At 40.0% G+C, this 12,284-nt stretch carries 13 protein-coding genes, 1 tRNA gene and 1 pseudogene; 14 read left to right on the top strand and 1 reads right to left on the bottom strand.

Annotation, left to right across the window (positions count from 1 at the left end; genetic code table 11):
- On the top strand, window positions 1–133 hold a 133-nt coding region (locus DDE80_RS12470; protein ID WP_153060869.1), incomplete at its 5' end, for a zinc ribbon domain-containing protein.
- A 155-nt stretch (window positions 134–288) separates the two neighbouring features.
- Here the strand turns inward: DDE80_RS12470 and DDE80_RS12465 are convergent.
- Window positions 289–702 (bottom strand): YslB family protein, encoded by a 414-nt coding sequence (locus DDE80_RS12465; protein ID WP_108308157.1) that lies wholly within the window; start codon window positions 700–702, stop codon window positions 289–291.
- A gap of 273 nt (window positions 703–975) precedes the next feature.
- On the opposite strand from DDE80_RS12465, the gene DDE80_RS12460 reads away from it, so the two are divergent.
- From DDE80_RS12460 to DDE80_RS12400, 13 genes and pseudogenes are all read left to right on the top strand, one after another.
- Window positions 976–1,590: a succinate dehydrogenase cytochrome b558 subunit gene (locus DDE80_RS12460; protein WP_108308155.1), complete on the top strand. Its 615-nt coding sequence runs from the start codon at window positions 976–978 to the stop codon at window positions 1,588–1,590.
- Between the two features lie 62 nt (window positions 1,591–1,652).
- Window positions 1,653–3,410 carry a succinate dehydrogenase flavoprotein subunit gene (gene sdhA, locus DDE80_RS12455; protein WP_108308154.1) on the top strand — a complete coding sequence of 586 codons (1,758 nt, stop codon included), beginning with the start codon at window positions 1,653–1,655 and terminating at the stop codon, window positions 3,408–3,410.
- A 2-nt stretch (window positions 3,411–3,412) separates the two neighbouring features.
- Entirely contained in the window at window positions 3,413–4,192 is a 780-nt protein-coding gene (gene sdhB, locus DDE80_RS12450) for a succinate dehydrogenase iron-sulfur subunit (RefSeq protein ID WP_108308152.1), read from the top strand.
- Window positions 4,193–4,279: 87 nt separating this feature from the next.
- Entirely contained in the window at window positions 4,280–4,729 is a 450-nt protein-coding gene (locus DDE80_RS12445; RefSeq protein ID WP_036144583.1) for an acyl-CoA thioesterase, read from the top strand.
- A gap of 62 nt (window positions 4,730–4,791) precedes the next feature.
- Window positions 4,792–5,592, top strand: coding sequence for a glutamate racemase (gene racE / locus DDE80_RS12440; RefSeq protein WP_108308151.1), 801 nt, complete (start codon window positions 4,792–4,794; stop codon window positions 5,590–5,592).
- A 74-nt stretch (window positions 5,593–5,666) separates the two neighbouring features.
- The gene (gene rph, locus DDE80_RS12435; RefSeq protein ID WP_108308150.1) at window positions 5,667–6,422 is read left to right on the top strand and encodes a ribonuclease PH; all 756 of its coding nucleotides are present in this window, start codon (window positions 5,667–5,669) and stop codon (window positions 6,420–6,422) included.
- Window positions 6,422–7,006, top strand: coding sequence for an XTP/dITP diphosphatase (locus tag DDE80_RS12430; protein ID WP_108308149.1), 585 nt, complete (start codon window positions 6,422–6,424; stop codon window positions 7,004–7,006). The genes rph and DDE80_RS12430 overlap by 1 nt, the downstream gene beginning before the upstream one ends.
- Window positions 7,003–7,479 (top strand): metallophosphoesterase, encoded by a 477-nt coding sequence (locus DDE80_RS12425; RefSeq protein WP_108308148.1) that lies wholly within the window; start codon window positions 7,003–7,005, stop codon window positions 7,477–7,479. Before DDE80_RS12430 ends, DDE80_RS12425 begins: the two co-directional genes overlap by 4 nt.
- Window positions 7,476–8,090, top strand: a complete 615-nt coding sequence (locus DDE80_RS12420; RefSeq protein ID WP_108308146.1) for a DUF5052 family protein — start codon at window positions 7,476–7,478, stop codon at window positions 8,088–8,090. Before DDE80_RS12425 ends, DDE80_RS12420 begins: the two co-directional genes overlap by 4 nt.
- 67 nt (window positions 8,091–8,157) lie before the next feature.
- A tRNA-Arg gene (locus tag DDE80_RS12415) sits at window positions 8,158–8,231 on the top strand.
- 58 nt (window positions 8,232–8,289) lie between these two features.
- Window positions 8,290–8,712 (top strand): hypothetical protein, encoded by a 423-nt coding sequence (locus DDE80_RS12410; protein ID WP_108308145.1) that lies wholly within the window; start codon window positions 8,290–8,292, stop codon window positions 8,710–8,712.
- Window positions 8,713–9,267: 555 nt separating this feature from the next.
- Window positions 9,268–11,106, top strand: a complete 1,839-nt coding sequence (locus DDE80_RS12405) for an acyltransferase family protein (protein WP_161952331.1) — start codon at window positions 9,268–9,270, stop codon at window positions 11,104–11,106.
- A 121-nt stretch (window positions 11,107–11,227) separates the two neighbouring features.
- Window positions 11,228–11,977 (top strand): annotated as a pseudogene (locus DDE80_RS12400) (ABC transporter ATP-binding protein); the annotation flags it as partial.
- Window positions 11,978–12,284: the final 307 nt, after the last annotated feature.

Below are 12,284 nucleotides of genomic sequence, written 5' to 3'. Positions count from 1 at the left end.
TTGTGGTGCAGAAAAACCTATGAAGCTATCTGAACGTACTTACCGTTGTTCATGTGGGTATGTGGCATATCGTGACTATAATTCAGCCATCAATATCAAAAATGAAGGCATTCGCCTATTGGCATTAGCATAGAAACAAAAACTCTTGGAACAAGAGGGTTAGCTCGGTCAGTTTTCGTTGGCTAGTAAAAGCAACGATAAGTCGAGAAGCCCCACTTCAATTAGACCGCAAGGTCAATAAGTGGTGGGTAGTTCACTGTCTAAAATTGTTCGTGTTAGCTTTATTTTTTACCGAGGCTCTTTACTATCCCATCTAACAGTAAAAAGTACCGTTTGGGTCTTTTCTTGTTTTTCATCAAAGCATTCTGTTAAAAAGCCCCGTTGTTGTTGGATTTGCTCGGCTAAAAAACCAGCTTCTAGACGAAAGTTCCGCTTGGTAAAGTTAAAGACACCTGGGTCATTAGTTAAAGAGAATATGTAACCATCTTTTAATTCTTTAGTAAGTTGCAACATACCGAAGCCAGCTTCGACAAAAAAAGTGTTGATTTCGACGTCTGTTTGGCAAGGGTAGTGACGAGCCATTTCCTTCCCAGCCCAATATAAAATATCTGATTCATTTTTCCCTAAAATTGAAGATAGTGTGAAATCTCGCAGTAACTCATAGCCAAATGCGGGCATTTGTGCTTTAGATTCGTTTTGCATGCATAAACCCTACTTTCTTTTGAATTTTCTTATAATTTAAGTGCTTTAGAATATTGTGTAATAAAGTACAAGAAAACGGATTTTACAAGGTAAAAAACGCATTTCTCATGACTTTTTCTCTCCTTAAGTCATCTTGACGATAGGCAATAGAGGGAGTACAATGAACTTGTCATAATATTGTACCATGCTGAAATACGCAGTCAATTTAATCGTCATTTTCTAAGGTGACGATTCGTTGGTGCGCTATTTTAAGTACTAAGGGGGGTAACAGTCTTGTCGAAAGAGCGAGAATTTTTATGGCGCCGTTTACACTCTCTACTAGGTGTAATTCCTGTAGGTCTGTTCTTGGCGTTCCACTTATCATTGAACTTCACTGCTGTTGGCGGTGAACAAGCTTACAATGATGCAACAGGAATGATGGACAAAGTTCCACCAGCGTTACTATTAATTATTGAATGGGTTGTTATTTACATCCCGCTAATGTTCCACGCATTTTATGGTGTGTACATTGCATTTACAGCAACGCTAAACAACAAACGTTTCAGCACGTTCCGTAACTGGATGTTTACGTTACAACGTGTAACAGGTGTATTTTTAGTTGTATTCATCGCTTGGCATATTTTCCAAACGCGTATTCAAAAAGCGCTTGGAGCAGAAGTTGAGTTCAACATGATCGCTGATATCGTAGCAAACCCAGTAATGCTAGGTTTCTACATCGCAGGTATTTTAGCTGCAACGTTCCACTTAGCGAACGGTTTATGGGCATTCTTAGTGAGCTGGGGTATTACACAATCTCCACGTTCACAACAAATCATGACTTATGTTACAGCAATCGTATTTGTAATTTTAAGTATCGTTGGTGTAGCTGCCATTTTAGCTTTCGTTTAATTCAAATGAAACTATAGAGCAAAACACTAAATTGCAATGTTAAAGAGGAGTGAGAATTAATCATGGCGAAAAGCAAAGTAATTGTTGTCGGCGGCGGTTTAGCTGGTCTGATGGCGACGATTAAAGCAGCTGAAGTTGGCACTGAAGTTGAATTATTCTCATTAGTTCCCGTAAAACGCTCACACTCTGTATGTGCGCAGGGCGGAATTAATGGAGCAGTAAATACAAAAGGTGAAGGTGACTCACCTTGGATTCACTTTGACGACACAGTTTATGGCGGTGACTTCTTAGCGAACCAACCACCTGTTAAAGCAATGACAGAAGCGGCACCAGGTATCATTCACTTATTAGACCGTATGGGCGTTATGTTTAACCGTACACCAGAAGGTTTACTTGACTTCCGTCGTTTCGGTGGTACATTACATCACCGTACAGCATTTGCTGGTGCGACAACTGGTCAACAACTTTTATACGCACTAGATGAGCAAGTTCGTGCACACGAAGTAGCTGGTTTAGTTACAAAATATGAGCACTGGGAATTCCTTGGTGCCGTTATCGATGACGAAGGCGTATGCCGCGGTATCGTAGCGCAAGATTTACAATCAAGTGACATCAAATCATTCCGCGGTGATGCTGTAATTATGGCTACTGGCGGTCCTGGTATCATTTTCGGTAAATCAACAAACTCTGTAATTAATACAGGTTCTGCAGCATCAATCGTTTATCAACAAGGTGCTACATACGCAAACGGTGAGTTCATTCAAATTCACCCAACAGCAATTCCTGGCGATGACAAAAACCGTCTAATGTCAGAATCTGCTCGTGGTGAAGGTGGACGTGTTTGGACGTATAAAGACGGTAAGCCTTGGTACTTCTTAGAAGAAAAATACCCAGCTTACGGTAACTTAGTACCACGTGACATCGCAACACGTGAAATCTTTGATGTTTGTATTAACCAAAAACTTGGTATTAACGGTGAAAACATGGTTTACCTTGACCTTTCACACAAAGATCCACATGAGTTAGATATTAAACTTGGTGGTATCATCGAAATCTACGAAAAATTCGTAGGTGACGACCCACGTAAATTACCAATGAAAATCTTCCCAGCAGTTCACTACTCTATGGGTGGTATTTGGGTAGACTACGATCAAATGACAGAAATTCCTGGTTTATTCGCAGCGGGTGAATGTGATTACTCTCAACACGGTGCTAACCGTTTAGGAGCTAACTCATTATTATCTGCAATTTATGGTGGTATGGTTGCTGGTCCTAAAGCAGTTGACTACATCAAACACCTTAAAAAGCATGCAGCAGATTTACCAGAATCAATTTTCGAAAACCGCGTAAAAGAAGAACAAGCAAAATGGGACGCTATCCTTAAGATGGACGGAACAGAAAACGCTTACCTTTTACACAAAGAGCTTGGCGAGTTAATGACAAAACACGTTACAGTAGTACGTTTCAACGATGGCCTAAAAGAGGCATATGCTGAAATTAAAGAGCTATTAAAACGTTGGGAAAACATTAACATTAATGATACACAAAAATGGTCTAACCAAGGTGCACAATTCACGCGTCAGCTGAAAAACATGCTTTACCTTGCGTTAGTTATTACTAAAGGTGCGCTTTTACGTGACGAATCACGTGGTGCTCACTACAAGCCGGACTTCCCGGATCGTAATGACGAGGACTTCTTAAAAACTACGATGGCGAAATTCAACCCTGCTACAGGTGAGCCAGAAATCACTTATGAGGATGTTGACGTATCACTTATTCCGCCACGTAAACGTGACTATACTTCGAAAGGGGATGAATAATCATGCCAACAACAGCAAACACTGGACGCATGGTTAAAATCGAGATTCTCCGTCAAGATACTGAAGGTGGCCAATCGCGCACTGAGAAATTTAGTATCCCTTACCGTCATGGTATGAACGTAATTTCTGCTTTAATGGAAATTCAAAAAAACCCAGTAACTGAAGATGGTAAGAAAACGACGCCAGTTGCTTGGGATATGAACTGTTTAGAGGAAGTTTGTGGTGCATGTTCAATGGTGATCAATGGTCGCCCACGTCAATCATGTTCAGCACTTATCGACCAATTAACAGAGCCAATTCGTTTAGAGCCAATGAAAACTTTCCCAGTTGTACGTGACTTACAGGTTGACCGTAGCCGTATGTTTAATGCACTGAAAAAAGTTAAAGCATGGGTACCAATCGATGGCACATACGATTTAGGTGAAGGTCCACGTATGCCAGAGCGCAAACGTCAATGGGCTTACGAATTATCTAAATGTATGACTTGTGGCGTATGTATGGAAGCTTGCCCGAACGTTTCGGAAAAAGCATCATTCATCGGCCCAGCACCATTATCACAAGTACGTCTATTCAATACACACCCAACAGGTGCTATGAATAAAGACGAACGTCTTGCTCAAATTATGGGCGACGGTGGCTTAGCTAACTGTGGTAACTCACAAAACTGTGTTGAAGCTTGTCCAAAAGGGATTCCTCTTACAACTTCAATCGCTTCACTTAACCGTGCAGCAACAGTCCAAATGTTCAAGAACTTCTTCGGTTCTGACCATATGGTTGACTAATAAAACTAGCATTAGCGAGAAATTTCTCGCTAATGCTTTTTTATTTGTTTATAATGAATGTATATTCATTTTGAAGGGGTGGGAAGGATGAGAGTAAATTATATTGAAGATTTAACAAAGTGGGCTGAGACGTTTACCTTTTATAGTGAGGTGCGTGTACGTTTTTCGGAGACTGATTTATTTGGTCATATGAATAATACCGTGCCATTTGCTTATTTTGAGCAGGCACGTATTGACTTATTTGAGCACTATGGTATTTTAATGCCTGACCTAAGTAAAAAAGAAGCTGAGCGTGTACCAATTGTGGCAGATTTACAATGTGATTTTTTGCGTCAAGTATTTTTTAATGAAAAATTAAAAATCTATGTAAAACTTGCGCATATTGGTAATTCATCAGTGGACATTCATTATATGGCAAAAAATGAAGCAGGGCATATTTGTTTTGTAGGGCGCGGTAATATTGTGCAAATTACGTATGCTACTGGTAAGAGCGCAGCATTTACTGAAGCAGAGCGAGAAGCAATGAAAAAGATTTGACGGCTTTCTGAAAGTAGCATAAAATTTAGGATAGTAATTTTATGCGATAGGCGGTAAAAAATATGGAAGCCCCAATAGGCGTTATTGATTCAGGAGTTGGTGGTTTAACAGTAGCAAAGGAAATTATGCGACTGTTGCCAAATGAAACGATTTATTATATTGGTGATACGGCGAGATGCCCGTATGGCCCACGACCACGTCATGAAGTGCGTAACTTCACATGGCAAATGGCAAAGGCATTAGAGAAAAAAGGAATTAAATTACTCGTTATAGCGTGTAATACAGCTACAGCTGTAGCATTAAATAGCTTGCAAAAATATTTTTCAGTACCTGTAATCGGTGTAGTAAATCCGGGTGCACGCGCTGCGATTAAGCACACAAAACGTCATGAAATCGCAGTGTTAGCCACGCAAGGCACGATAGAAAGTGGAGCATATGAAGAAGCTATAGCCTCACTTAGTTCCTCTGCTCATGTCGTACCACTTGCTTGTCCGACATTTGTACCGCTAGTGGAAAGTGGCGAGTATAAAAGCACGATGGCAGCACGGATTGTAGCTGCTGGTTTACAACCGTTAAAACAGGCGTCTTTCGATACAGTAATTTTAGGGTGCACGCATTATCCTATTTTACAATCCTATATCGAGAAAACATTAGGCAAGCAAGTTACTGTATTATCTTCTGCTGAAGAAACTGCAAAAGATGTTCAAGGTATTTTAGCGCAGCGTGGCGAACTTGCCACAGGTAACCCACAGCATAAATTTTATGCGACAGGCTCTGTTCCTATTTTTAAAGATATTGCGACAGATTGGCTAGCATTATCTAATGTGGCTGTAGAGCGCATTCAATTAACCTCGAACGATTAAGTTCGGGGTTTTTCTTATGGCAAAAATTTTGATATGATGAAGTTGTAGAATAAGGAAAAGAGGCGTTTTATAAAATGACAAGACATGACGGACGACAAGCACAGGAGTTACGACCAACACGCGTAACAAGTGATTATTTAATGCACCCAGAAGGCTCAGTATTAATCGAAGTAGGTAATACAAAAGTAATTTGTACTGCAACGGTTGAGGAGCGTGTGCCTGGTTTTTTACGAGGACAAGGTAAAGGTTGGATTACGGCAGAGTACTCGATGCTACCACGCGCAACAGAACAACGTACAATGCGTGATGCAGCAAAGGGTAAAATTAATGGCCGCACAATGGAAATCCAACGACTGATTGGTCGTGCGCTACGTGCGATTGTAGATTTAGAGGCGTTAGGTGAGCGTACTGTATGGATTGACTGTGACGTTATTCAAGCGGATGGCGGCACGCGTACAGCATCTATTACAGGCGCTTTTATCGCCATGACACAAGCAATTGCTAAACTTCATGAAGAAAAACCATTCACGACATTCCCTGTTACTGATTTTTTAGCCGCAACAAGTGTAGGTAAGTTAGCGGATCTTGGCCCTGTACTGGACTTAAACTACATTGAAGATTCCAGTGCAGATGTGGATATGAACGTTATTATGACAGGCGCAGGTAATTTTGTAGAGCTACAAGGTACGGGGGAAGAAGCGACTTTCACACGTGCAGAGCTAAATGAATTATTAGATCTTGCTGAAGCAGGTATTGCACAATTAATCACAATGCAAAAAGATACGTTAGGCGAAGCTGCAGCTAAGGTTGGTACGAAGGAGGAAGCATAATGAAGCAAGTAGTAATTGCGACGAAAAATCGTGGGAAAGTGAAGGATTTCGAAACATTATTTCATCCGCTCGGCTATGAAGTTGTCACGATGTTTGATGTTGCACCAAATATGGAGATTGAGGAAACAGGCACAACATTTGAAGAAAATGCAGTGCTAAAAGCAGAAGCGCTTAGTAAAGCGCTAAATAAGATAGTTATTGCGGACGATAGTGGGTTAGCTATTGATGCATTAGATGGCGAACCAGGCGTGTACTCTGCGCGTTATGCAGGTGATCATGATGATGAGGCAAATATTCAAAAAGTGCTGGCTAATCTTGAGGGCGTGCAAGAACGTACTGCTCGTTTTGTATGTGTAATCGCGGTTGCTACACCTAGTCAAGCTACATATACAGTACGTGGTGAATGCGTTGGCGAGATTACGACAGCTAAAAAAGGAGATAATGGTTTTGGTTATGATCCTATATTTTATGTTCCGACATTAGAGAAAACGATGGCACAGTTAACTGCTGAGCAAAAGGCTAGTGTGTCACATCGCGGTAATGCACTGCGCAAACTTCAAGATAAATTAGGTGAGAGTAAATGAAGCTCGTTATTATGAGTGATACACACGGCAATACAACGTTAATTGAACAAATTAAAGAGCAATATGCCGATGCCACATTTATTCATTGTGGTGATAGTGAGTTACAACATAATATGAGTGTACTAGAAGATATCCATATTGTACGTGGAAATTGTGATATGGATTGTGAGCTCCCAGATGAAAAAGTAATAGAACTTGGTCAAACTAAAATTTTAGTGGTGCACGGTCACTATCATCATGTAGATCGTACACCGCTTAATCTCGTATACCGCGCTAAAGAACTCGGCGCTACGATAGTATGTTTCGGTCATACACATATTGCAGGTGCCGAGTGGATAGACGATGTTTTACTAATTAACCCTGGTAGCTTAACATCTTCTCGCAGTGCCTATAAAGAGAGCTATGCAGTTGCGGTGTATGAGGAGCAGTGGCATGTGCAATTTATCAATGTGAATGGAGAGAAAAAGCGATGAAAAAAAGAATAGCTTTACTCGCTATGTTACTAGCTGTCACGACTGTGCTAGCTTCTTGTAACGCCTTTAAATGGTTTATCGGCAATGTAAAAGAAGAATTAGTAGGTCGCGAACTTGTTTTACAAACGTATGATGAAGAGAGTCAATTAATTGATCGTGTGACAGGCAAAAGTATTAGCATTGAAGCTGACGATAAATTTGCTATTAAAGATGACGAAGGCGGTACGATTAGTAAATCAGCAGTATTAAATATTACAGTAGGTGGTAACCAAATGCTACATGTAGGTAGTAGCATGATCGCTTATGATACAGAGCTTGAAGATATTTTTGCAACTTACAGTAAAACGGTAGATATTGATGCTATTAATCGCTCTATCCCTTTTGTTAATCGCATGGTTAATGATATGAAAAACTTTACGGTGGGCTCAGACAAAATCGTGCTAATCCGTTCACAGTCAGGTAAGCCACTCGCAACATTTGCTGGTAATAAAGTAAGTTATTACGCTACAGATATTGAAAAAGCAACAGGTTTAATGATCGATGGTAAATACTTACTCATTTATCGTTGTGACTATACAATTTACGATACAAAACTATTATTAAATAACTAATTTATATTGACTTTATCCATGCTTACGGCATATAATAAGTATTGTCTTTTGTAAAAGATACAATATTGTCTCCGTAGCTCAGCTGGATAGAGCAACGCCCTTCTAAGGCGTCGGTCGCAGGTTCGAATCCTGCCGGGGACGCTACTTACGCCGGTTCATCGTTACGATGAATCGGTTTTTTTTAAAGGGAGGTAAGAGAATGAAGCGATTTATTATTGTACTTTTATTACTGACAGGATGTAGTACAGGTACACTTGAAGGGCAAAAACCCCCTCAGTTGCAACTTATAATAGAAGATCGTGTAGAACAGGCAGTGCTTGGTACATATTGTTGGGGAAATCAATGTGAAGATGCCTTACCCCCAAAAGAAATTGTAGAAAATATTAGTAAAGTGCAACCAAATACGCGCGTACAATTAAAAATAGGTGCGCCATTACCTACGGATGTTGAACTTACAGAAGTATTTGAAGATCAACAAACGATAACACTTAAAATAGAAGAGCAGTCCTTTATCGCCCCTTCTAAGCCAGGCACGTATTATTATAATTATAGCGCTTGGTGGAAAGTGGACGGTGCTGTACAAGGAGATGCACATTATGCATTTGCTCTAGAAGTAGAGTAATTATTTAACTTCCGGTTTGCCCAGGTACAAACGCGCTGCCAACATCGTTGATGATGGTCATAATATGGCGGTAGCATGTGGTAGAATAGGTACTAGATATAAATACTAAAAGGTTGTGGCAGGCGGAAACGACATAGCACGTAGTACCATATTTGATGTTTAATCTACTAGGTATAAAAACCTTTAAATAAAGTGTGCGTAACACTAGTAGACGTGCTAGAATAGTAAGCGGTATAGTGATTAGGTAAAATATGTTAAGGTATAGGTAAGCTCCTTAGATTGATTTTAGGAATAAGGTGTAATCAAACTGAATGCAGTGTAGGCATGTTAAAAGTTTGATAAAAAATGCTTCTCCAAACATGCGATTGGACCAAATGCTAAAAAGAAAAGTGCGAAGATGCCATGATATGCGTAACAATACTTTGCTGTATGTACATAGTGTAGCTATTAGATGAGCTGTACCACGCCTCATGAGAGGTTTTTTGTGATTTATCAACTAAATGACGAAATAATACGTCAAACTAAAGGAATGAGCTTATAAGGAAGTGGGGAAACGTGAGAAAACCTAAGCGCTATATTCATGGCTTAGATGGGCTGCGAGCAATATCTGTCATTGCAGTAATTTTGTATCATTTAAATTATCCCATTGCAGCGGGGGGCTATCTAGGGGTAACTTTATTTTTTGTACTATCAGGTTATTTAATTACGGATTTACTTTTTCAAGAGTATCAGGCGACTAATCAGATTGATTTCAAACAATTTTGGATTCGTCGATTTCGCCGTTTACTACCAGCACTCTATACATTATTAATCGTAGTTGTCGTATGGATTACATTATTCCAACGAAGCTTTCTTACAGGTTTACGTGAAGATGTATTTGCTGCAATCGCTTATGTAAGTAATTGGTGGTATATTGCGCAAGATCAGTCTTATTTTACAAAGTTTGATGCGCCTTCTGTCTTACAACATTTATGGTCATTAGCAGTAGAAGAGCAATTTTATATTGTTTGGCCGGTATTAGTGTGGCTAGGCCTAAAAGCGGTGAAAGAACCGTCACGTTTACTATTGCCGATGACAGCTATTATGTTAGCTTCGCTAGTCGCAATGGTAGTCATGTATGTGCCAGGAGAAGATCCGAGCCGCCTTTACTTTGGAACAGATACACGTTTATTTTCTATCGTTTTAGGTGGTATGTTAGCTGTACTATGGCCGAGTCAATTATTTACAGAACGCATGTTACAACGTCGTATCCGTACAACTTTTGATATTATAGGTAGCGTAGCTTTAGTAGCGATTATCGCAAGTTTTATTTTCATAGGAGAAGATATGACTTGGCTTTATCGCGGTGGTATGGGAGCAATTTCCCTTGTGATGGCAGTAGTGATAGCCGTAGTTGTCATCCCTGACAGCTATTTAAGTAAAGTACTGAGCATTCGACCGTTACGCTGGGTAGGTGAGCGGTCATACGGCATTTACTTATGGCATTTCCCGATTATTATTTTATTGGGTGGTGGGCTAGGTACACCTTTACCATGGCCTAAAGCTGTACTAGCTGTTATTCTAACCTTTATTTGTACCGTGTTATCATGGCGCTTAGTAGAAGTACCTGTACGCTATGGTGGCTTAGGTAAGCTCAAGTCGTTTTACCGCAATAATTATAAAACGCGTAAAGTACGTTTACAGCTAATGACGATGGCAGTTGTACTAGCTGTTTTCACGAGCGGGATGGTCGTTGCCAAATCCCAAAGTGCAGCAGCTGCAGAACTGCAGTATCATTTAGAACAAGCTGCTGCGAAACAAGCAAAGGTGCAAGCTAAATTGGAAAAAGAAGCGAAGGAAAAAGCTTTGCAAGAAGCGCAAGCCGAAAAAGAAGAGCAGGAAGCCATTGCGGCAGCGCAACAAGAACCTACACATCATGTTATTTCAGCAATTGGTGATTCCGTATTACTAGCTTCCTCTGAAGCTTTACAATCGCTATTCACGACGAGCTATGTAGACGCTGCTGTAGGGCGCCAAGTTGGCGATGCTACTATTGTCATTGATTGGATGGCATCTTACGGTCGGTTAGGTGATATTGTAGTAATTGCTCTAGGCTCTAATGGACCGTTTCCTGAAGGTGAAATCGATCATTTAATTGAAAAAATCGGCAGTGAACGCCAAATCTTTTTTGTGAATACAAACGTAGCACGCCACTGGAAAGAAAGCGTTAACACGACGATAGCTAAGGCGGAAATGCAATATGATAATGTACATATTATCGATTGGGATAAAGCTGTAGCTAAAAAAGACGATGTTTTTTACGAGGATGGTATTCACCCTAATCAACAAGGGGCAAAATACTATGCCGAAACTGTTAAATCTACAATTGAAAGTGTAGTAGGGAAAGTCCAATAAAATGAATGAAATGTTAGGCTGAACATATAATGCTATCAGCCTAACATTTTTTTATGACTTTTAATGAAACGTTTAACGCTTAATATAGAGGGAACAGACAAAGAAATGAGGAGGGTTGAGTGTGATTCAATTAGACAAGGTAAGTAAGTCATATGAAGGCAAGACAGTCATACAGCAGCTATCAATGACGATTAAAGAAGGGGAGTTTTTAGTGTTAGTGGGGCCGAGTGGCTGTGGTAAAACAACAACATTAAAAATGTTAAATCGTCTCGTACCTCTAACAGATGGGACGATTTATTTTCGTGGCAAGCGCATTAGTGATTATGATATTTATGAACTGCGTTATGATATGGGCTATGTGTTACAACAAATTGCATTATTTCCACATTTAACGATTGAAGAAAATATTGCGATTGTACCGGAGCTTAAAAAATGGAAGAAAACAAAGGTCAAAGAACGCATAGAAGCGTTGATGGCATTGGTAGGTTTACCTTATGAAACGTATCGCAAACGCTATCCACACGAACTTTCAGGTGGGCAACAACAACGTATCGGTGTTATTCGTGCGTTGGCAGCCGACCCAGCTATTTTACTGATGGACGAACCATTTAGTGCCCTCGATCCACTTAGCCGTACAAAGTTACAAGACGAACTGTTGCATATTCAGCGTACCATTCGAAAAACAATTGTTTTTGTAACACATGATATGGAAGAAGCACTTAAATTAGCAGATCGTATTTGTGTTATGCAAGAAGGGCAAATTGTCCAGTTAGATACGCCACAAGCTATTATAGCTAGTCCAGCTAATGAGTTTGTAGCATCTTTTGTGAATCGTAATACGTTGACGCTGCGAGATTTATTACAACCTATAAATGAAAAAGCATCCGTTCAGCTACCGATTACAAGTTCATCAGATTTGCGACAATTCCTCCCCGACTTCAACGCAAAGCATAAGTCGGGGAGGAATTGTCGCCAACCTTTAGGTGGAGTTTCTTTTTTAGTGAAAGGCGGTGAAAACATGCCAACAATTACAGCTAAAATTCAACTTTACGTTAATGAATCACAAGCAGAAAGCCTACGTTTGACAAGTAAAACCTATCAAAAAGCGTGTAATTGGCTTTCAGAGAAAGTATTTGTATCAAAAAATCTGAATCAACTACAATTAAACAACTTGTATT

The organism is Metalysinibacillus jejuensis, from assembly GCF_003057615.1.
Lineage (GTDB): Bacteria > Bacillota > Bacilli > Bacillales_A > Planococcaceae > Metalysinibacillus > Metalysinibacillus jejuensis.
This window is presented reverse-complemented; position numbering and strand designations above follow the sequence as displayed.

Bases quoted from the DNA above. Each gene is read 5' to 3' on its own strand.
- DDE80_RS12420 (WP_108308146.1), top strand. From the start codon at position 7,476: ATGAAAAAAAGAATAGCTTTACTCGCTATGTTACTAGCTGTCACGACT.
- DDE80_RS12410 (WP_108308145.1), top strand. From the start codon at position 8,290: ATGAAGCGATTTATTATTGTACTTTTATTACTGACAGGATGTAGTACA.
- DDE80_RS12465 (WP_108308157.1), bottom strand. From the start codon at position 702: ATGCAAAACGAATCTAAAGCACAAATGCCCGCATTTGGCTATGAGTTA.
- DDE80_RS12430 (WP_108308149.1), top strand. From the start codon at position 6,422: ATGAAGCAAGTAGTAATTGCGACGAAAAATCGTGGGAAAGTGAAGGAT.
- rph (WP_108308150.1), top strand. From the start codon at position 5,667: ATGACAAGACATGACGGACGACAAGCACAGGAGTTACGACCAACACGC.
- DDE80_RS12445 (WP_036144583.1), top strand. From the start codon at position 4,280: ATGAGAGTAAATTATATTGAAGATTTAACAAAGTGGGCTGAGACGTTT.
- sdhA (WP_108308154.1), top strand. From the start codon at position 1,653: ATGGCGAAAAGCAAAGTAATTGTTGTCGGCGGCGGTTTAGCTGGTCTG.
- sdhB (WP_108308152.1), top strand. From the start codon at position 3,413: ATGCCAACAACAGCAAACACTGGACGCATGGTTAAAATCGAGATTCTC.
- DDE80_RS12425 (WP_108308148.1), top strand. From the start codon at position 7,003: ATGAAGCTCGTTATTATGAGTGATACACACGGCAATACAACGTTAATT.
- racE (WP_108308151.1), top strand. From the start codon at position 4,792: ATGGAAGCCCCAATAGGCGTTATTGATTCAGGAGTTGGTGGTTTAACA.